This window comes from Pseudoalteromonas sp. APC 3495, from assembly GCF_030407645.1.
GTDB lineage: Bacteria > Pseudomonadota > Gammaproteobacteria > Enterobacterales > Alteromonadaceae > Pseudoalteromonas > Pseudoalteromonas tetraodonis.
The window spans coordinates 13877-33425 of the sequence record NZ_JASDDA010000026.1 but is presented as its reverse complement, the minus strand read 5'-3'; the positions used below and the strand labels follow the sequence as shown (position 1 = coordinate 33425).

Here is a 19549-nt window from a genome sequence, read left to right as displayed (position 1 = left end):
ACTACCTATTCCCAAACTGCCGTTCACAAGGCTCGCCATCTTTATCCCCGTCCATTTTGGTATTTGGGCAATGTTGAATAAAAAATAATGCCTCTTCATACGAGGTCATTTGGCTACAATGTTGGCGGCCATCGCAACGAAATGCTTGCTGTGTTTTATTAAGTGAGCTTGAACTAGTGGGCATAAATGACTCTAAGTTAGCATTAGTCACTACAGGTGTTTGCTTGGTATTTAAAAAACCGGTTTTATACACACTAAAACCAATACTAAAAATAATACCAAGTGTTATAAGTTTCATTAACGGTGAGTTCTTACCTGAGGTTTTACTTATTCTAACCGGCCTTGTTGAAGTGTTTATATGTGGTTGTGCGAGTACGCCCTCAATACGGCAATTCACAGCTTTAGTTTTACCGTTAGGCTCAGTCGCTACCTCAAAGTAAATAATGTCGCCCACTTTAGGTTTACGGCTCATATGTTTGAGCGACGATATGTGTATAAAGGTATCGTGTTGCAGTGTGGTTGATTTAATAAAGCCAAAGCCTTTATCGTCATTCCACGATTTTAATAATCCTTTGTTCATCCTTGAATCATCCATTTAATAGCTGTTAATAATTTTACATCGGTTTTAAAAGAGGCTTAAAACCAAGCACATCTTGGAGAGCCCACCAACAACCTCACTTTTCCCTATTAACTAACTCATTTTGCAAAAAAGCGTATTTTTGCCTCTTTTAATGTGTTTATAAATACAGAAAAGGCACAAATTCCGCCCCCCATAAATACAATTTGAAAACTAGATAGCGAAGAAAAACTAAATTGCTGAGAATACATGTACTGCCCAAATAACTGTGCAAAGGTAGCTACACCTAAAATAATTAATAATGGGCACACAACTAGCGTAAACCAAAACCAAATACGTTTAATACCTTTCATAATTAATGCCTTTCATAAAAAATCCTTTTCCTTAATTTGACTTAGAAATTAATTATATAGTGAGCCACCAGCATTTTATTTTAAAAACAGCTTATAAGATTGCCGCATGAATTTGATGTCTAAAGTCAAGATTTGACCCCTTTGGTTTTCATCAAGAGATAGTGTTGACTAAGTAAAACCCTACTTTCTGGATGTAATACCGAAATTCAGTCAATTCAACATCTTCAGGAATCTCAATAGCTAACCTTTCAACGTTAATGTCGGAAAAAGCAACCTCTCCATCCTTAAAAACAGATATTAGGAAATCATTTTCATCTAATTTTGAAAAATTACTCATGACTCGCCTGAGTTATAACGCCCGCTTAAGCGGACAAAAATTGTTGGTTATAATGTGAAGCGGAACCTAACCAACTGTTTTTGTTCCTTTTAAAGCGCTTGTTAAATTGCGCAAAGCTACTACCTCAATAAGCTTGGGTAGATGTTTTGCAAACCTGAGTACGAAGTTTAAATGATCTTTGTATAAGCCTACTTTCTCATTATAAAAACCACCTGCAATAATTGGCTTGCCCGAAGGTAACATCAATGAACCCATTGTCATTATTGATGCGTGGCTATAACCATTATAAAAATTTTTTGCTTGTTCGAGCCATTCATAGCCTTCAATTAAACCTAAAGTCTCAGCGTTTAATAAAACATTACCTATGGCTTTATGAGCTTTTGTATTTTTATTTCCTTGTAAATAAGACTTATAAAAATTTACAGGTTTTGCTTTTTTACTCTCACTAATTAATACATTATTCTCTGCACTAAGTAGTATTGCTAAACAAAGAGATTCATATGAAATTCTCATCGTATTACCTGAAGCATTAATATGACCTTCAATCAAAAGCCTTGTTGCCGTAACAAGAGACTCTATGGTCATAAAAGTGAATTCCTGAACCCATTTGTACTTCTGTTTTTCAGGCTCACTAAAGTAGTGCTCAAAGCATGACTCGCTTTGTTCGAGTAAATTTGTTATCTCAGTTATTTCTGAATCGAATGTTGAGCAGAACTCTGCTACTGAACGATCAGTTACTAAAATGTCGCGGATGGTCAAAACTCCATTAGCAATTTAACGCCCTGTCAAGGTGTGAGCAACGCAATACCAAAGCCGCCGCATACCACCTTAAACACCAAACGCAACGCATAGTAAAAATGCCACGCGTTGCGAATCACTCTTAAACAGTTTGTTAGGCTCTCATATATACAGGCTCTAGTCCTATTTGTATTTCTTCTTCACTTAACCCACTGATATAACATAGGATATCGTCAAAAAACGTTTCGGCATATTGTACTATTGGCGAGTTGACTTCTAATCCTGAAAGTTTTCGTAACACTGAAAGTCGTGTATCAGAAGACGGATGAGTACTTTCAGTCGAGCTGGTAGATTTTCTTCCCACTTTTTCATTAATTAGAGATTTAGATTCATCGACAAATCTCATGAATATAAACAATAACTCTACAGCTTCTATTAAAGCTGCATATTCGTTTAGCTTTGTTTCTAATTTTTCCGGATTATCATATGCTTCATAACACCACGATTTATATATTTCATGAGCAAATTTATCCGCTTCAATCTCTAACTCGTGTCGCTTTTCTAACTCATCTTCAATTCCCACAATCTGCGATAGCTTTCTTGGATGAGCATGAAATAAGTGCCCTAACTCATGCATCATGATGAAATCAATTTGGTCTGCAACTAAGCGGTGCACTGTAGTAGCGTCATCTTGGCTTATAAGTATACAACCTGACACTAGGTCACTAGCACTAGCGTCATTATTGAAATAACGAACAACAGGTAATATTTCACCCCATGCACGTGCGATCCTACTACTTCCAGATAGATCCTGTGTAGAATAAAAGTGAATAAGGAAACGGTTTAGTATCTTAAGTATTGGTTCCAGTGCATAATTAAAACCAACTACAGAGGAGCTCTGTAACATTGTAGAAAATGCATTAAATGATTTTTTCTTATTCGGAAAGCATGCTACAGATTTTAAATTGCTCCGACCGATAACTTCTTCTGGAATTTTTGACATAACTCGCAGGTAACTTAACCTAACCCAGTAAGGGAGTAGAGAATCTTGATAAATCAAATCACCGGCGATTTCCACAGAAATTTTCTTAAGTATATGATTTAAAGCACTCTCAACTTTTAAAGCTAATATGGCATCTTCTTGGAAAGTCAAATTATCCCAAGAATAGCAATACAATGATTTTAATGCTAAAAAAGCCAAGTCCTCAGGAGCAAATGGTGATACCCTCAATTTTTGACTAATGTAATCAACTTGCTCCCGCTCGATTTCAGGAATCTGAGTATAATCTAGGACTTGAATTTGTTCTAAATCCATTATCATTTTAGGAATCAGATCAGTTTCTTTTAATCCTGCCATATACATAGCTTGAAAGCTGATTAAACTAATTCGCTCACCATCAATTATTGGTTTACAGAGTAGATTATCTGTTCCCATATATGCGATATATTTATTTTCCACCTAATCTCCTTTTAAGCCTAACGCCCTAATAATTGGCAAAAAATTGTTTGCTAAAATGTTGAGGAACGAAAACAGCAAACTGTTTTTTGTCCTTGTTTATTAGCTTGTTATGTAACGCTACCACGAAACGTGACCTGTTGCTTCTTTGTACGACGCCAATGCCTTATACATAGCTAATTTAACACGTAACTTTTTGATAAAGACTTGATAGCAAAACACAGGTAATAGCCAAAAAATTAAAAGCGCTGATTGAATGAACAATAAGACAAATACGAATTCGTTAAATATGCCGTCAAGAAGGAAGAAAACTAACACGAAAAAATTAACAATAACGAAAAGCCAAATAGCCCACCGAGCATCTTTAATCAATTGGCGTAATTCTGAAGATTGACTCTCAGATTGCATCACTTTCCTTAGTTACATAACAACTTTGTCTACGACATTTGTCGTTTTATAAACCGACAAATGTCCGTATATTACATTGCATTTATCTTAGCCCTCAAATAAACACCTGTAAACAACTAGTTAACTACGGCTCATACTTCATAAATGCAGAAATACCCCAAAATGGTGGAGATCAGTAATATTGGACAAAACACCACCACTGTATAAATAACCAGTATCTATAAATATGCCATTTTCCGCTTACAAAGCACCCAACTAACTGGTTGGTAATTTAGCAAGGTGGTTTTAATTTTTGCTGCTGTTTATTATGATGAGCGTACACCCTGCCTTTTTAAATCCATTAAGGTTTTTTCAATCATTTTATTAAGGATTATCTCATGTCTAGCTATAACGAATCTCCAGAGCAAATTGCACAGGCCACTGAGGGCTTTGTGATGCAGCAAACCATGTTGCGTATTAAAGATCCAAAACCGTCGCTGGCATTTTATGAAAACGTATTGGGCATGAAACTATTAGGAAAGTATGACTTTCCTGGTATGGAGTTTACTTTGTACTTTTTAGGCTATGAGCAAGATATGCCAAAAGGCGATGATAAAGAAAAAACCCAGTGGGTGTTTCGCCGCCCTGCACTCATTGAGCTTACCCATAACTGGGGCACTGAAAACGACGACAGCTTTAGCGGTTATCATAGTGGTAATGAAGAACCAAAAGGCTTTGGCCATATTGGTATTAGCGTACCCGATGTCTACGCTGCCTGTGAGCGCTTTGCTAAATACGATGTGGAGTTTGTAAAACAGCCAGATGGCGGCTCAATGAAGGGCCTCGCCTTTATTAAAGACCCTGACGGTTACTGGATTGAAATACTCTCGCCAGAGGGCATTACTGACATTATTCAATCGCAATAAAAACTATTAAACATAAAAAAGCCTGCAAATGCAGGCTTTTTGTTTACAAGTACTGTGAAAAACTTGAATTTTTTAACGACGTAGTGCGTCTATACGTGCATCAAGCGGTGGGTGAGATGAAAACAACTCAGCCATGCCTTTACCACTGGCAATACCAAAGGCCATCATTGAGCCTTCTAATTGCGATGGGTGGTTTTGCTTTAATCGCTCAAGGGCTGAACGCATTTTGTCTGCGCCTACCAACTGAGCTGCACCGTTGTCGGCTGCAAATTCACGCTTACGGCTGTAATGGGCAACCACCACACTGGCTAATACACCAAATAATACTTGGAATAACATATCGAATAAGAAGTAAGTCCAGCTGCTGCCGCCCTCTTCTTCATCGCTATTTATAAAATTATCTACAATGCCCGCCAGCACTTTTGCGGCAAAAATAACAAAGGTATTAACCACGCCTTGAATAAGCGTTAGCGTTACCATGTCGCCATTAGCCACGTGCGATACTTCGTGTGCAAGCACCGCTTCGGCTTGATCTTGGGTCATGCTGTGTAATAAACCCGTACTTACCGCCACCAGCGAGTTATTTTTACTTGGGCCGGTTGCAAAAGCGTTCATTTCTGGGCTGTCGTAAATAGCCACTTCAGGCATATTAATACCGGCTTTTTTAGCTTGCGTAGCAACGGTATTCATTAACCACTGCTCGGTTTCGTTACTTGGTTTTGTAATAACCTGTGCACCGGTCGATTTTTTCGCCATCCATTTCGACATATATAAAGAAATAAACGACCCACCAAAACCAAATACAGCAGCTATTAATAAAATACCACCTAAGCTACGATGGCTTAAGCCCAGCGCACTCATTATTATTGAAAGCACAACACCTAATACCAACATAACCGCGAGGTTAGTTAATAAAAACAAAAATACACGTTTCATACGAGTTCTCCAAAAATAACATTTATTGCTGGGCGATTTACTATGTTTGATCGGCTTTGAGCAATCACTGCGTTATGACACACTATGTCATAACGTCAGCGCTATTCTGTGACAAACTATGTCACAACACAAGGGTTATTTATGGATTTATGGATAATTTTTCAAGCAGGGTTTTATAAATTTGTAATTTAGGAGTTTGCTCTGTGTATGGGCTAATGGCAAGCAGTGGAAATGGTAAACGTGTTTTCAGTGAATCTAGGTTTGCTTGGTATTCATCCATAGTGGCATCAACTTGGTTTGCAATCCAGCCAATGCAGTTAACCCCTAAGCTTTGCATGTGTGCTGCAGTGAGTAATGCATGATTTATACAGCCTAGTTTCATCCCTACCACTAATATTACAGGCAGTTGCTCTGCTTTTACCCAGTCGTATAAATACTCGTTATTATTAATAGGTAAAGCCCAACCACCCGCGCCTTCTGTTAACAGGTAATCGGCGCCTTGTTGCTTAACATGTTGATAAGCCATGCTGAGCTTTTCTACTGTTATGTTTAGTCCCGCTTGCTCTGCAGCTATATGGGGAGCTATTGGCGGCGCAAATGCAAATGGGTTAATTATGTCGTATTTAGCGCTGACTGTGGCACTTTCCATTAGCATTAGTGCATCGGCGTTTACGAGCTGCTCAAACGCCATTTCACACCCAGAGGCAATCGGCTTAAAACCTATGGCGCGCTGTTTATGTTGCGCGAGTAACTTCAACAGCAAACTGGTTACATGGGTTTTACCGGCGTCGGTATCGGTACCGGTAATAAAAAACTGGTTCATGGCATGGCCTTATTATTTTTACTGGGCTTTTTCTAATGATAACAATACTACATGGTAAGATACATGGGCTTTATTGTTTATAATCGGATAGGCATCACATACTTTTTGCAGCGCTGATTTAGTTAATAAACCACGACGACTTGTTGCATGATTTTGTGCTGTGGCACCAATGGCTTTAATCGATTTTATAGCCGCTAATGCACTGCTGTGCTGATCGGTATAGATGACTTTTTTTGATGCGTTGATCTTAAACCCGGCCTTTTCGACCGATTGGTTTATATTATTATGGCTTGCAAACTGATTAATATGATTGTGTGAATCAAGCACTGCAAAGGCGGTTTTGATCTCGTTTAATGACCCTGCAACAACCGTACTAATATAGGCTTGCCCGCCTGGTTTTAATGCTTGGTAAAGCGAGTGCATTAATATTTCAAAATTAGTAGACCACTGCAGCGCAAAATTACTAAATAGCACGTCAATACTGTTAGCTTGCAGCGGTAAATTATCCATGTCGGCGCACAGTTTTGGGGTGTTTAAATCACTGCTTTTTAGCATGTTAAAACTCAAATCTATGGCAACAACTTGGCCGAATAATGCCCTTAAAGCCTGAGTATTAACAAGCGGCCCAGCGCCTAGGTCAACACAGAGCCTTTTAGGGTTTGCAGTAATGAGTTTAAATAAATCATTTGCCGCTTGTTTTTGCACATTGGCATGCTGGCTGTAACTGTTTGCTGCTTTTGAAAAGTTATGCGCCGTGGTTTTTTTTAAAACCTGAGCAGCTATACACACAGTTGTAGGGCTAAGTGGCTTAGTTTTAATTGCCTGCGGGCTTATCATGAAATAACCTTTTGTAAACCACCAACGAGTTGTTTTATATCGTCATGAGTGTGGGCTGCACTTAAGGTAATACGTAAACGCGAGGTATTGTGTAAAACAGTTGGCGGGCGAATAGCCGTTAGCCAAATGCCCTGCTGCTTTAGTTGCTCACTGGCTTTTAACGTTTGCTCGGCGCAGCCTAAAACAATTGGTTGAATCGCGGTGTTTGAGTCCATTAACGCAATGTGCTGCTCTTTTGCTAGGCGTTTAAACAGCGCAATATTAGCGTTTAATTTGGCTCGCCTGTCGTTGGCGTCTCTTATGCTTTTAATACGTGCCAAAGTATGAGCGGCAATAAACGGTGACATAGCGGTTGAGTAGGTATAATCACGATTAAACTGCAGCATGTAATCTATAAAATGCTGCGAACCTAATACGCACGCCCCACTACTAGCAACCGCTTTACCAAAGGTGATCACTAAAATATCGGGCAAGTTGTCGGCTGCAATTAAGGCTTCACAACTGCCTAGCCCCGATTTTCCTAAAGCACCAAAACCATGGGCATCGTCTATCATTAGCCAGGCGTTATGCTGCTTTGCTAAGGTAAATAGCGCTTTAATTGGCGCGGTATCACCATCCATGGAGAACACACCTTCAGACACAATGAGCTTATTGCGCGCTTTTGATTTTTCTAGCCGTGAGCGTAAATGGTTTATATCGTTATGGTTAAAGCGTATTAACGCGGCGTTGGCGTGTAATGCGCCATCAATTAAACTGGCGTGATTGAGTTTATCTTGAAAAATCGCACTGTGTTGCGCTGTCGCTTTATCTTGAAACAAGGCTTTAATCACACTGCTATTTGCGCTAAAGCCCGAATTAAACAACATGCCTGCTTCATAACCCAAAGCACTACATAAAGCTTGCTCAAGCGCTTGCTGTGGTTGTTGATAACCCGTCACTAATGCTGAACTGTGGCTACCGAGTAATGGCGCACTGGTTAACTCCACCGGCGAATCGCCAAACCCTAAATAATCGTTACTCGCAAAGTTAAGGTAGGTTTTATCATTAACCGTAATAGTGCGCGCCGTTGCGCTTTGCACTACATAGCGTTTACGCAAGAGCTGCTGTGCTTTGCGTTCATCTAAATGGGTGTTTATAAATTCAAATGACATAAATGCTTTAACCTTCAACGCGATACTTTAAACTATTACCATAGTACTGAGCACTTTACGCTTCGTAAAACAATTCTGCGGTTGCTTTATCAGCCACTTGCGATGACAAAGACGCAGCAACGGCTTCATCAGAATAGTCTTCGGCTGTTTCTGGGTTCATCCCGAGCTTTTTAATTAATTGCATGTCGGCATCGGCTTCTGGGTTTTCTGTAGTAAGAAGTTTATCACCATAAAATATAGAGTTAGCACCGGCAAAAAAGCACATTGATTGCATTTGCTCGTTCATTGCATTACGTCCTGCTGATAAACGTACGTAGCTATGGGGCATCATAATACGTGCTGTGGCTATGGTACGAATAAACTCAAACTGATCTAAGTCATCAACGTTTTCAAGCGGTGTTCCTTTTACCTTTACTAGCATATTAATTGGCACGCTTTCGGGCTGCTGGGGTAAATTAGCTAACTGCATTAATAAGCCATAGCGGTCGCTTGCTTGCTCACCCATACCGACAATACCGCCGGAGCAGACTTTCATACCAGCGTCTCGCACATTACCAATGGTGTCTAAACGATCTTGGAATGTCCGAGTTGATATAATTTGCTCATAGTATTCAGGTGAGGTGTCGAGGTTGTGGTTATAGTAATCAAGGCCAGCATCACGCAGTGCATGGGCTTTTTCGTTATTTAACATGCCTAAAGTCATACAGGTTTCAAGGCCAAGGGCTTTTACTTCTTTTACCATTTGCGAAATGTATGGCATGTCCCTGTCTTTTGGATCTGACCATGCTGCCCCCATACAAAAACGGGTAGCGCCTTTTTGTTTTGCTAACCGCGCTTGCTCTACCACTTTTTCAACCTCTATGAGGCGCTCGCGTTCTAAATCAGTTTTGTAATGACCCGATTGCGGGCAATATTTACAGTCTTCTGGGCAGGCACCGGTTTTAATAGATAACAACGTAGAAATTTGTACTTCGTTTGGATTAAAATTAGCGCGATGCACAGAGGCGGCTTTAAATAATAAATCGTTAAATGGCATTTCAAATAAGGCTTTCACCTCACTGTGGGTCCAATCGTGTCGAACTGTTGCAAGCTCCATAATACTCTCTTTTATTTTTTGCTCTTGGTGTTATTGGCTTAGAATACGTATTGCCGTACCATTGTCAACGAAGCCCACTTAGTTAAAGTTTACATATGATTAATAAACAAACGATAGACCTTGATTTTGATCGTCAGCACATTTGGCACCCCTACACCTCAATGACTCAACCTATTCCGGTTTACCCCGTAACGTATGCAAGTCACAACCTTATTCACTTAGAAACGGGCGAACAACTTATTGACGGTATGGCCTCATGGTGGAGTGCTATTCACGGCTATAACCATCCGGTTTTAAATGAAGCGATGCAAGCCCAAATAAATAAAATGAGCCATGTAATGTTTGGTGGCATAACCCACCAGCCGGCAGTAGAGCTCTGTAAAAAGCTGGTAGCGATAACGCCAGAGGGATTAACAAAGGTGTTTTTAGCCGACAGTGGCTCAGTAAGTGTGGAAGTAGCGATAAAAATGGCGCTGCAATATTGGTTAAGCCAAGGGGTTACAACAAAACAAAAATTAATGACCCCGTTCAAAGGCTACCATGGCGATACGTTAGCAGCGATGAGTGTGTGCGATCCTATTAATTCTATGCATAGTTTGTACGCTGGTTTTTTGCCTGAGCATATTTTTGTGCCTGCCCCTATTAGCCAGTTTAATGGTGAGTTTAATCAAGCTGAGGCCGATGAACTCGAAAGCTATTTTTTAAAGCACCACCAGCAAGTCGCCGCGTTTATTATTGAACCTATTGTGCAAAACGCCGGGGGGATGAATTTTTATCATCCTGAGTATTTAGCCTGTGTGCGTAAGTTCTGCACTCAATATGATGTGCTGCTTATTTGCGATGAAATTGCCACCGGATTTGGCCGCACCGGCAAATTGTTTGCTGTAGAGCATGCCAATATAGAGCCCGATATACTGTGTATAGGTAAAGCGCTGACTGGTGGCGCAATGACCCTTTCGGCAACCATAACTAGCGACAAAATAGCCACAGGAATCAGCGAAGGAGAAGCTGGGGTTTTGATGCACGGGCCTACATTTATGGGAAATCCGCTGGCCTGCGCTGTTGCCTGCGCCAGTATTGATTTATTACTAAGCCAAAACTGGCAACACCGTATCAGCGAAATAAATACTCAATTACAGCAGCTGCATAAATGCCAAGCGCTCAGCGCCGTGGCGAATGTACGTACTTTAGGAGCTATTGGCGTAGTAGAGCTTACAGAAGAGGCTGGTAGCATTGATGTCGCTAAAATTCAGGCTTATTTTGTATCTCAAGGAGTATGGATACGCCCCTTTGGTAAGCTAATTTATCTAATGCCACCGTATATAAGTGACAAAAACAGTATTCGCGCTTTATGTGATACTATTTATAACGCCATAAAAGGTAAACATTACGTATAGATAGGTTAACTATTATTAAGGGTTACGTTAAAATTTATGCAAATAATTAGTTTGCTGCCTATTCGTCCCAAAACATTGGGATTTTTAGCCCTGACCTGTCATTTAGTGTGTTGATCTGAGTGATCTTTAGGGATATGATAATGCCTATCATTTACAATAACATTTATGGACTCACTTGCTATGAAAATATTACTTAAGCCTGCCAAGACATTAAGTGCAAGTTTTTTACTCGCCTCTGCGATTTTTGCACAACCTGTATTTGCTAATGGCCCTATTGGTGAGCATGTTAATCACCTTCAAGCTAATTTAAAAACTTACAATGAAGACGTTGAATGGATGATCTCTAAAGTCGATACCATGGTAAGCGATTACGAGAAAAAAGGCGCAAAAGCAGTTAATAGTGATGATTTGGTTGAGTACTGGGAATCAGTTAAATTCCACAGCGCAATAGAAACTAATTACGTGCCTGTCTATGCCTCTATTTGGCAAGGTTTGTATGGCATAAAAATGGCTATCGATAATAAAAAACCAGCGCTAGAAGTACGCAAACAACAACAAGCAATGAATAATGCCCTATGGCAAGGATTAGGCGCAGTTAAACTGGCGGCTAAGTTTCAACAAAAAGGGTTACTAGATAGCGTTAAAGCAACAGCAACCAAAGAAATGACGCAAAGCGCGACTATCGACGAAATTAAACATAAATTAGACCGAGTGGTCGCTAAATACGCAGAACGTTTAAGCGATGAAGCCACCAACATAGTGCACGACACTTACCTACATTTATTTGAAGGTGTTGAAGGTACACTAATTGAGCAAGACGCGAAGTTAGTAGAAGTTCTAGAAAAAGACTTTAACGTAACACTTCCACAAGCAATTTCTAATAATAAAAGTGTTGATGAAGTTCGTGATGTGGTTGTTGATATGCAAACCAAACTAAGCCGCGCTCAAACGCTGATTGAAAAAGCAGAAAAAGCACGTAAGGATGTATTTTAAGTGAAACGCAGAACCTTTATTCAAGGCTTAGCTGCGTTAGGGGTAGCGGGTGCTTTACCGCTATCGCTTTCACGCGCTTTTGCCGCTGATATTGCTATTGCAAACCCCGTGTCTGTTGATACATTGCCTAAATTAAAAGGTGCATTGACGCTTTATTTAGGCCGTGGTGAAGGTGGCTTATACGAAAACGTATTACAAGCCATTCAAAAAAAGAACCCTGATCTTGACCTTGCCATTCGTCGCGGCCCTACCGCAGCGCTTGCCAACACCATTGTTGCCGAAGCAAATGCAGGGGTTAAACGTGCCGACTTATTTTGGGCTGTCGATTCGGGCGCTATTGGTTTAGTTACCGATGCGGGCCTTGCCAAGCCCATGCCGAGTGATTTATCAGCGCAATTACAGCCACAATTTAGATACGATGAATGGGCACCTGTAACTGGTCGTATACGTACTTTGCCTTTTAATACTGAGCGTTTAACCAAAGAGCAAATTCCAACAAGCATTATGGACATTGCCGACAGTGATTTAAGTATTGGTTGGGCGCCTGCTTATGCTTCTTTTCAATCGTTCATTACTGCTATGCGACTTTTAGAAGGTGATGATAAAACTGCTAAGTGGCTCAAAAAAGTTAAAAAACGTTCTAAAACCTACGCCGGTGAACTCGGTGTGGTAATGGGCGTTGAACGTGGTGAAGTAGACATTGGTTTTGCCAATCATTACTACACGCTGCGCTTAAAATCAGGTAAACCCGATGCAAAACTTGATTTAGCCTTTACGCAAAATGATGCTGGCTGTTTAGTTAACGCTTCAGGTATTTTATCGTTATCTGAAGACCCACTGGCAATCAACTTTATGCGCTATTTACTTAGCATTGAAGTGCAAAGTTATTTAGCAAGCGAAGCCTATGAAATCCCTTTGGTTAATGGCATTACTCAACCCGATGGATTGCCTAAGTTAACCAGTATTTCGCCACCTAAAATTGATTTAACCCAGTTGGCTGATTTACGCCCAACTATAGATTTAATGCGCAGCAGCGGCGTTTTATAATGCGAATACCTACATCTTACCCAATGGCGCTGCTTGCAGCGCTAGTGACCCTGACCCCTATTTTTGTTTTAATTACGCTTGCCTCTGACGCAAGCTCTTTTTTTGATAGCCATAATTTAACTATTTTAGGCAATACCCTGTCGTTAATGGGATTAACTGTATTAGGTTCAATTTTAATTGGTGTGCCCTTGGCATTCATTAGCGCCTATGTGCAGTTACCGTTTAAAAAGTTTTGGCTGGTGGTGTTTGCAGCCCCGCTTGCTATTCCCAGTTACATTGGCGCTTTTACGCTTTATGCTGCATTTGGTCCCGGCGGTGAAATAAACAACTTACTTGGTTTTGAAACCCCTTCTATGTATGGCTTAACGGGAGCCGCCATTGTCATGACCTTGTATACTTTTCCGTTTGTTATGATGACTACCCGTTCGTCTTTACTTAGTTTAGATGCCAGTATGGTCAACGCTGCTCGCACACTGGGTATGTCGATGACGCAAAGCGTATTTAAAGTTATTTTACCCCGCGTAATAAATGGCATTGCTGCAGGGTCATTATTGGTTGCGCTGTATACCTTATCTGACTTTGGTACCCCCGCAATGATGCGCTTAGATACGTTTACCCGTGTTATTTATGTGGAATACAATGCTTTTGCCTTAAGCCGTGCGGCTATGTTGTCACTGCAACTGATGGTGATTGTTGGCTTTTTATTAATGATTGAATCACAAATAAAAACCGCCTCAGAGCGTCAAGGTCGTTCGCTTATTTTATTCCCTAAAAAATGGCAACTAGGCGCTATGTTTGCCACCTTTGCACCTATTTTGTTACTCGCTATTGGCCTACCTTTAGCAGTATTTACTTTGTGGTTAGTGCGTGATGGCTTTAGCTCGTTTGATTTTAGTATTGCCTGGCATTCAACTTACGCTTCAGCCATTGCGGCTATTGTTACGGTTATTGTTGCCATTCCGGTTGCCCATGCGGCTTTAAGTGGTAAGGCCGGTAAAGTAATGGAACGCGTTACTTACTTTGGTTTTGGTATTCCGGGTATTGTTATGGGCACAGCGCTTGTGTATGGCGGCTTACAACTGCCCTTTTTATATCAAACGCTGGGCTTATTGATTATTGCTTATATGCTACGTTTTTTACCACTTGCGGTAGGTTCTGTGCGTACCAGCACCGAGCACCTTGACCCTAGTTTGGTAAAATCAGCGCGGGTATTAGGCGCAAACCCGCGCGAAGCCTTTACGCGTATTACTTTGCCCCTAACTATGCGTGGTATTATTGCAGGTGGGGCCTTGGTCTTTTTAGAGTCAATGCGTGAATTAGAAGCCACACTTTTATTAGGCCCCACCGGCTTTGAAACGCTTTCTACCTACTTATGGCGTGTTTATGAAGCTGGTTATTTTGGCCGTGCTGCTATTCCTGGCTTATTGTTGGTGGTGATTTCTGCGGGTGCTTTAGCTATTATGATGTCTGGCGAAAAACGCAACCAGTTTGAACATTAAGGATTTATAAAAAATGCTATCTGTAAGTCAGTTGTCTATAGATTATGGCAGTAACCGTGTTGTTAGCGATTTAAATTTCACCCTAGGTGAAAGCGAAATATTAATGCTTGTTGGTCCAACAGGTTGCGGAAAAAGTACGATTTTACAAGCGCTAGCGGGGCTTTTACCGATTAGCGACGGTGAAATTAAAGTGGCTAAATGGACTGCTACGCCAAAACATACTGTGGCGCCTGAAAAACGCAGCGTGGGTATGGTGTTTCAAGACTTTGCATTGTTTCCCCATTTAACGGTTGAACAAAACGTATGTTTTAAATTAAAAGACAGCAGCCCTGCCGATCACTGGCTAAAACTTCTTGGTTTAGATGCATTTAGGCATAAAAAACCAGCCACACTGTCAGGCGGGCAAAAGCAACGCGTAGCATTAGCACGTACCCTTGCCCACCAACCTGACTTTGTATTACTTGATGAGCCGTTATCTAACCTTGATGCTGCCTTAAAAGATATGTTGCGTTGGGATATACGCAACGCATTAAAAGAAGCTGGTGTACCGGCAATTTGGGTAACGCACGATCAAGAAGAAGCGCTTTCGGTGGGCGATCGTGTGGGTGTTTTAAAAGGCGGTAAAATACAACAAATTGATACCCCAGAGCAGTGTTTTAGTACACCAAACAACCGCTTTGTTGCCCGCTTTTTAGGTGAAGCCAGCTTTATAAAAGGAACCCTAAATAACGGCCAAGCGCTTACCGATATTGGTAATGTGCCTGCAAACGGCGTTGATTGTGACACTGGTGAGGTTGACGTATTATTACGCCCAGACGATGTGTTACTAGTACAAAGCAGTATTGGTAATAATGGTGAAGTAATTTGGGTACGCTTTGAAGGCGGTAGCCGTTTATGCGCGGTTAAACTTGCATGCGAAACCGTGGTAACTAGCCGAGTAAGCCATGAGGTTGTTGTACACCCAGGTGACAAGGTACATGTTTCGCTCAGTACATCTCACCCATTGGCGGCATTTAAAAGCTAGTAGCCTATTTATCTTACTTGAGAGGAAACCATGAACGGACCAAATCCAAACAATCCATCACCTATGGACGGTTTTCCTCAAGTAGGTTATTTAAAAAACTTTATTAAGTCACCTAATATAGAAGTAGGTGATTACACGTATTACGACGACCCTGATGGGCCTGAACATTTTGAAAAAAATGTGCTCTACCATTTCGATTTTATCGGAGACCGTCTCATTATTGGTAAGTTTTGCGCCATAGCTAAAGACGTTACTTTTATAATGAATGGGGCTAACCATCAAACCTCCGGCTTTTCTACTTATCCATTTTTTATATTTGGCAACGGTTGGGAACAGTCTGCTCCTCAACAAGGTGACTTACCTTTCAAGGGCAATACTGAAATAGGTAATGATGTATGGATTGGTTACAACGCCACTATTATGCCGGGGGTAAAAATTGGCAGCGGCGCCATCATAGCGAGTAAATCTGTGGTAACCAATGATGTACCTGCCTATAGCATTGTAGGCGGTAATCCTGCAAAAGTAATAAAAAAGCGTTTTAATGAAACAACTATCAATCAATTTTTAGCGATTGCATGGTGGGATTGGAGCAGTGAAAAAATCACCGCACATTTAGATGCCATTACCCACGCTGATATAGACGTATTAGCTAACATTTAATAATTACCACTCAAACATGTAGGCCATTTTACTAATGGTTTTAAGCGGTATGTTATGGCTGTTGCGCTTGGCATATAAGTGCTGCATTGATTTGTCTTTTACTTCACCAACAATCACTTCTTTTACTTGATACCCTAAAGCTATCGCTGCTTGCGAATAGGCAATGAATTCCCATTTTTTAATGTTAGTGTTATCAACAATAACCAGTTCAATACCTTGTGCTAACGCGTTAATAAAACGTGCTAGGTTTACGTTATGATATTGCGATAATTTAAACTTATCGAAATGATATTCACCCTGCTCGTTTACAAAGTAATCATCTGTTGAGCAAATAAAATAATTGCTTTCATCTGCGCCCGATAATTCGTCAGCGAGATTTTGCGCATAATATGACTTACCACTGCCTGGCAGTCCTCGTAAAATAAAAACTTGTTTCATAGCATCCATTTTTTATTAATGGTAAACGTAAATTTGGTTTGTTTACTAATAATGCCACAAATTGATGAATTTTCAGAGTAACAAATGGTAATAGTGGCCATTTAACACTAAAAACTGGTTAAAAAAACCGCGCATGACTAAAAACTTTTAAAGAGTTGCCCACAACAGTTTTTTTATTTTACTTTACTAGGTATTATACAAGGTTCAAGTGCAGTGACCTTACATACATAAATGCATGAGTAACGCACAATTAATTTATATAGTTAGGCAACTTATATCATTGGAGTGAAGATGAGCCATTTAGCGATTTCAGAGCTATTAAAAGGCAATGTTGCGGTAGACAGCCAAGTAACCATTAAAGGCTGGATCCGTACACGCCGCGATTCAAAAGCAGGAATATCATTTTTAGCCGTTCATGACGGTTCGTGTTTTGATCCTATTCAAGCGGTAGTTCCTAATTCACTGAATAATTATGATGAAGTTACAAGCTTAACAGCAGGCTGTTCTGTGTCGGTTACCGGTGTATTAGTACAATCAGCAGGACAAGGGCAATCTTTCGAAATTCAAGCTAACTCAGTGACTGTGTTAGGTTGGGTTGAAAATCCAGATACTTACCCAATGTCGGCTAAGCGCCACAGCATTGAGTATTTACGTGAGCACGCTCACCTTCGCCCGCGCACCAACATGATTGGCGCAGTAACGCGTGTACGTAACTGCTTAGCACAAGCGATTCATCGTTTTTATCATGAGCAAGGCTTTTACTGGATCAGTACACCAATCATCACAGCCAGTGACTGTGAAGGCGCAGGTGAAATGTTCCGCGTATCAACCCTTGATATGCAAAACCTGCCAATGACAGATAAAGGCGAAATTGATTACAGCGAAGACTTTTTTGGTAAAGAAGCATTCCTAACGGTATCTGGCCAGCTAAACGGTGAAACATATGCATCTGCTATGTCAAAAATTTACACCTTTGGTCCTACGTTCCGTGCAGAGAATTCAAATACATCTCGCCACTTAGCTGAATTTTGGATGGTAGAGCCAGAAGTTGCGTTTGCTGATTTAGAAGATATCGCAAAATTGGCTGAAAACATGCTTAAGTACGTGTTTAAAGCCGTACTTGAAGAACGCCGTGACGACATGGAGTTTTTTGCTCAACGTATCGAAAAAACAGCCATTAGCCGTTTAGAAGAATTTGTTGAAAAAGACTTCGCACAAGTTGATTACACAGACGCTGTAGAGATTCTAAAAGCGTGTGGCAAGAAATTTGAGTACGCTGTTGAATGGGGTGTAGATTTACAGTCTGAGCACGAGCGCTACCTAGCAGAAGAACACTTTAAAGCACCGGTTGTTATTAAAAACTACCCGCGCGATATTAAAGCATTTTACATGCGTCAAAACGAAGACGGCAAAACTGTTGCGGCTATGGACGTAGTAGCACCTGGCATTGGTGAGATCATTGGTGGTTCACAACGTGAAGAGCGTCTTGATGTATTAGATGCACGCCTTGACGAAATGGGCTTAAATAAAGAAGACTACAGCTGGTACCGCGACCTACGTAAATACGGTAGCGTGCCACACTCTGGCTTTGGTTTAGGGTTTGAGCGCTTAGTTGCTTATGTTACCGGTATGGGTAACGTACGTGATGTAATTGCATTCCCTCGTACTAAAGGCAGCGCAACGTACTAAGCCACGCTTTGTAACGTTAAATAAAAAAACCAACCTAAGGGTTGGTTTTTTATTGTCCTAAATCTTTATAAATATCTTTCGCTTATAAAGCATATTTGAAATTAACCAAAAGCCAATAACATGTAATAAAGCAAAGGTGAACGATGCCAATTTAGCACTCATAACTAAAGCGAGTTGCTCATACATCCAATCCCCCAAGTTTAGCTCGCCAATATTAACCAGTGAATAGCTCAGTACCCACACACCCGATAACACATAAATAAACAACGGATTCGAGCCATATACAATTAATGGATTAACAAGACGTTCGGGTTTTACTATGTCGCAAAGCCACACAAAAAAGGCCAGTACAATACAGGCAATCCCTGAGGTGTAAATAACAAAGGTGCTGGTCCAAAGCGATTTATTAATTGGCATAATCAGCGAGCCTAATTGCCCTAAAGCGATACCAACAACCCCAATGACCAACAAACGCTTAATACTTGTCCATTGACTGCTAGAGCTGGTAAGTAAACGGGTAACCTCAAAGCCAAATAAAACACTTACTACACTTGGTAAGGTGCTCAAAAGCCCTTCTGGATCAAACGCTAATCCTTTACCTTGCCACAAATGCGATTCACCTAATACCGCTATATCAACCGTTCTAACTAAGTTATTCTCTAGTGTATACGCATTATTAGGACCAACACTTAAAAGCAGTAACCAATATGCAATTAAAATAACAACCGATAAGCTGATCACCCCTCGCCTGTTGAGTAACAATACACAGATAGACGCTAAAATATAGGCAATGCCTATTCGCTGTAATACGCCCAGTATTCTTAAGTTTTCAATGCTCGTGGTAAAGGGATACATATTTAACGCTAAGCCAATAGCAAAAATAATTGCTCCTCGTTTTATCAGCCGTAACACTTGGCTTGCATTAGCTGTGCTGTTGGTTTTTTTAAATGAAAAAAACATCGCAGAGCCAATAATAAACATGAAAAACGGAAAAATTACATCCGTTGGTGTACACCCATGCCAATCGGCATGAAGTAAAGGGGCATACACGTGGGACCACGAACCCGGTGTATTTACCAGTATCATTAATGCGATGGTTAACCCTCGCATAGCATCAAGCGCTTTATACCTTGTCATTTTGGCTCCTATTTAATAATTTGTATGACTACAAATGACAACGCTGTC

Annotated in this window: 20 protein-coding genes; 8 read left to right on the top strand and 12 right to left on the bottom strand. The window is 40.6% G+C overall.

Translation table 11 applies throughout. The annotated features are described in order from the left end of the window. Position 1: 1 nt before the first annotated feature. The 5 genes from QL984_RS11600 to QL984_RS11575 all read right to left on the bottom strand — a co-directional run bounded on the left by QL984_RS11600 (position 2) and on the right by QL984_RS11575 (position 3464). Complete coding sequence (locus tag QL984_RS11600) at positions 2-580, bottom strand: cold shock domain-containing protein (RefSeq protein ID WP_128583802.1); 579 nt, start codon at positions 578-580, stop codon at positions 2-4. A 116-nt stretch (positions 581-696) separates the two neighbouring features. Further along, the gene (locus QL984_RS11595; RefSeq protein WP_128583803.1) at positions 697-930 is read right to left on the bottom strand and encodes a hypothetical protein; all 234 of its coding nucleotides are present in this window, start codon (positions 928-930) and stop codon (positions 697-699) included. A gap of 151 nt (positions 931-1081) precedes the next feature. After that, positions 1082-1267 (bottom strand): hypothetical protein, encoded by a 186-nt coding sequence (locus QL984_RS11590; RefSeq protein WP_138764539.1) that lies wholly within the window; start codon positions 1265-1267, stop codon positions 1082-1084. Between the two features lie 66 nt (positions 1268-1333). After that, on the bottom strand, positions 1334-2026 hold the full coding sequence (locus tag QL984_RS11585) for a hypothetical protein (protein ID WP_138686928.1): 693 nt from the start codon (positions 2024-2026) through the stop codon (positions 1334-1336). Between the two features lie 133 nt (positions 2027-2159). After that, positions 2160-3464: a hypothetical protein gene (locus tag QL984_RS11575; protein WP_138686929.1), complete on the bottom strand. Its 1305-nt coding sequence runs from the start codon at positions 3462-3464 to the stop codon at positions 2160-2162. 782 nt (positions 3465-4246) lie between these two features. Here QL984_RS11575 and gloA point away from each other — a divergent pair. Continuing rightward, complete coding sequence (gene gloA / locus QL984_RS11570) at positions 4247-4774, top strand: lactoylglutathione lyase (RefSeq protein ID WP_128583810.1); 528 nt, start codon at positions 4247-4249, stop codon at positions 4772-4774. 72 nt (positions 4775-4846) lie between these two features. Here the strand turns inward: gloA and htpX are convergent, their stop codons facing one another. The 5 genes from htpX to bioB all read right to left on the bottom strand — a co-directional run bounded on the left by htpX (position 4847) and on the right by bioB (position 9617). Continuing rightward, complete coding sequence (gene htpX / locus QL984_RS11565) at positions 4847-5710, bottom strand: protease HtpX (protein ID WP_128583812.1); 864 nt, start codon at positions 5708-5710, stop codon at positions 4847-4849. 139 nt (positions 5711-5849) lie between these two features. Next, complete coding sequence (gene bioD / locus QL984_RS11560) at positions 5850-6533, bottom strand: dethiobiotin synthase (protein WP_128583813.1); 684 nt, start codon at positions 6531-6533, stop codon at positions 5850-5852. A gap of 18 nt (positions 6534-6551) precedes the next feature. Continuing rightward, positions 6552-7370 carry a methyltransferase domain-containing protein gene (locus tag QL984_RS11555; RefSeq protein WP_128583814.1) on the bottom strand — a complete coding sequence of 273 codons (819 nt, stop codon included), beginning with the start codon at positions 7368-7370 and terminating at the stop codon, positions 6552-6554. Next, entirely contained in the window at positions 7367-8521 is a 1155-nt protein-coding gene (locus QL984_RS11550) for an 8-amino-7-oxononanoate synthase (RefSeq protein WP_138764538.1), read from the bottom strand. Before QL984_RS11550 ends, QL984_RS11555 begins: the two co-directional genes overlap by 4 nt. 55 nt (positions 8522-8576) lie before the next feature. Next, on the bottom strand, positions 8577-9617 hold the full coding sequence (bioB, locus tag QL984_RS11545) for a biotin synthase BioB (RefSeq protein WP_033103422.1): 1041 nt from the start codon (positions 9615-9617) through the stop codon (positions 8577-8579). A 95-nt stretch (positions 9618-9712) separates the two neighbouring features. On the opposite strand from bioB, the gene bioA reads away from it, so the two are divergent. The 6 genes from bioA (at position 9713) to QL984_RS11515 (ending at position 16237) form a co-directional block, all read left to right on the top strand. Beyond that, the gene (gene bioA, locus QL984_RS11540) at positions 9713-11014 is read left to right on the top strand and encodes an adenosylmethionine--8-amino-7-oxononanoate transaminase (RefSeq protein WP_033103421.1); all 1302 of its coding nucleotides are present in this window, start codon (positions 9713-9715) and stop codon (positions 11012-11014) included. Between the two features lie 180 nt (positions 11015-11194). Beyond that, positions 11195-12007, top strand: a complete 813-nt coding sequence (locus QL984_RS11535) for a hypothetical protein (RefSeq protein ID WP_013464977.1) — start codon at positions 11195-11197, stop codon at positions 12005-12007. Then, positions 12008-13054, top strand: coding sequence for an extracellular solute-binding protein (locus QL984_RS11530; RefSeq protein ID WP_036957285.1), 1047 nt, complete (start codon positions 12008-12010; stop codon positions 13052-13054). Beyond that, on the top strand, positions 13054-14553 hold the full coding sequence (locus QL984_RS11525; RefSeq protein WP_024602540.1) for an iron ABC transporter permease: 1500 nt from the start codon (positions 13054-13056) through the stop codon (positions 14551-14553). Before QL984_RS11530 ends, QL984_RS11525 begins: the two co-directional genes overlap by 1 nt. A gap of 13 nt (positions 14554-14566) precedes the next feature. Further along, positions 14567-15577 (top strand): ABC transporter ATP-binding protein, encoded by a 1011-nt coding sequence (locus QL984_RS11520; RefSeq protein ID WP_138764537.1) that lies wholly within the window; start codon positions 14567-14569, stop codon positions 15575-15577. A gap of 30 nt (positions 15578-15607) precedes the next feature. Further along, a complete protein-coding gene (locus QL984_RS11515) occupies positions 15608-16237 on the top strand; it encodes a Vat family streptogramin A O-acetyltransferase (RefSeq protein WP_290172793.1) in 630 nt (209 codons plus the stop codon). A 3-nt stretch (positions 16238-16240) separates the two neighbouring features. Here the strand turns inward: QL984_RS11515 and QL984_RS11510 are convergent, their stop codons facing one another. After that, positions 16241-16675 (bottom strand): ATP-binding protein, encoded by a 435-nt coding sequence (locus tag QL984_RS11510; RefSeq protein ID WP_138764536.1) that lies wholly within the window; start codon positions 16673-16675, stop codon positions 16241-16243. A gap of 291 nt (positions 16676-16966) precedes the next feature. Here QL984_RS11510 and asnS point away from each other — a divergent pair, with 291 nt between their 5' ends. Next, on the top strand, positions 16967-18364 hold the full coding sequence (gene asnS / locus QL984_RS11505; RefSeq protein WP_013464983.1) for an asparagine--tRNA ligase: 1398 nt from the start codon (positions 16967-16969) through the stop codon (positions 18362-18364). 57 nt (positions 18365-18421) lie between these two features. On the opposite strand, the gene QL984_RS11500 is transcribed toward asnS, so the two are convergent. Further along, a complete protein-coding gene (locus QL984_RS11500) occupies positions 18422-19501 on the bottom strand; it encodes a heparan-alpha-glucosaminide N-acetyltransferase domain-containing protein (RefSeq protein WP_016900370.1) in 1080 nt (359 codons plus the stop codon). Positions 19502-19549: the final 48 nt, after the last annotated feature.

Excerpts from the sequence above, each read along its gene's own strand:
- bioD (WP_128583813.1), bottom strand. The coding sequence starts at position 6,533 with ATGAACCAGTTTTTTATTACCGGTACCGATACCGACGCCGGTAAAACC.
- QL984_RS11555 (WP_128583814.1), bottom strand. The coding sequence starts at position 7,370 with ATGATAAGCCCGCAGGCAATTAAAACTAAGCCACTTAGCCCTACAACT.
- bioB (WP_033103422.1), bottom strand. The coding sequence starts at position 9,617 with ATGGAGCTTGCAACAGTTCGACACGATTGGACCCACAGTGAGGTGAAA.
- QL984_RS11535 (WP_013464977.1), top strand. The coding sequence starts at position 11,195 with ATGAAAATATTACTTAAGCCTGCCAAGACATTAAGTGCAAGTTTTTTA.
- asnS (WP_013464983.1), top strand. The coding sequence starts at position 16,967 with ATGAGCCATTTAGCGATTTCAGAGCTATTAAAAGGCAATGTTGCGGTA.
- QL984_RS11550 (WP_138764538.1), bottom strand. The coding sequence starts at position 8,521 with ATGTCATTTGAATTTATAAACACCCATTTAGATGAACGCAAAGCACAG.
- QL984_RS11515 (WP_290172793.1), top strand. The coding sequence starts at position 15,608 with ATGAACGGACCAAATCCAAACAATCCATCACCTATGGACGGTTTTCCT.
- bioA (WP_033103421.1), top strand. The coding sequence starts at position 9,713 with ATGATTAATAAACAAACGATAGACCTTGATTTTGATCGTCAGCACATT.
- gloA (WP_128583810.1), top strand. The coding sequence starts at position 4,247 with ATGTCTAGCTATAACGAATCTCCAGAGCAAATTGCACAGGCCACTGAG.
- QL984_RS11520 (WP_138764537.1), top strand. The coding sequence starts at position 14,567 with ATGCTATCTGTAAGTCAGTTGTCTATAGATTATGGCAGTAACCGTGTT.
- QL984_RS11600 (WP_128583802.1), bottom strand. The coding sequence starts at position 580 with ATGAACAAAGGATTATTAAAATCGTGGAATGACGATAAAGGCTTTGGC.
- QL984_RS11595 (WP_128583803.1), bottom strand. The coding sequence starts at position 930 with ATGAAAGGTATTAAACGTATTTGGTTTTGGTTTACGCTAGTTGTGTGC.
- QL984_RS11510 (WP_138764536.1), bottom strand. The coding sequence starts at position 16,675 with ATGAAACAAGTTTTTATTTTACGAGGACTGCCAGGCAGTGGTAAGTCA.
- htpX (WP_128583812.1), bottom strand. The coding sequence starts at position 5,710 with ATGAAACGTGTATTTTTGTTTTTATTAACTAACCTCGCGGTTATGTTG.
- QL984_RS11590 (WP_138764539.1), bottom strand. The coding sequence starts at position 1,267 with ATGAGTAATTTTTCAAAATTAGATGAAAATGATTTCCTAATATCTGTT.
- QL984_RS11500 (WP_016900370.1), bottom strand. The coding sequence starts at position 19,501 with ATGACAAGGTATAAAGCGCTTGATGCTATGCGAGGGTTAACCATCGCA.
- QL984_RS11525 (WP_024602540.1), top strand. The coding sequence starts at position 13,054 with ATGCGAATACCTACATCTTACCCAATGGCGCTGCTTGCAGCGCTAGTG.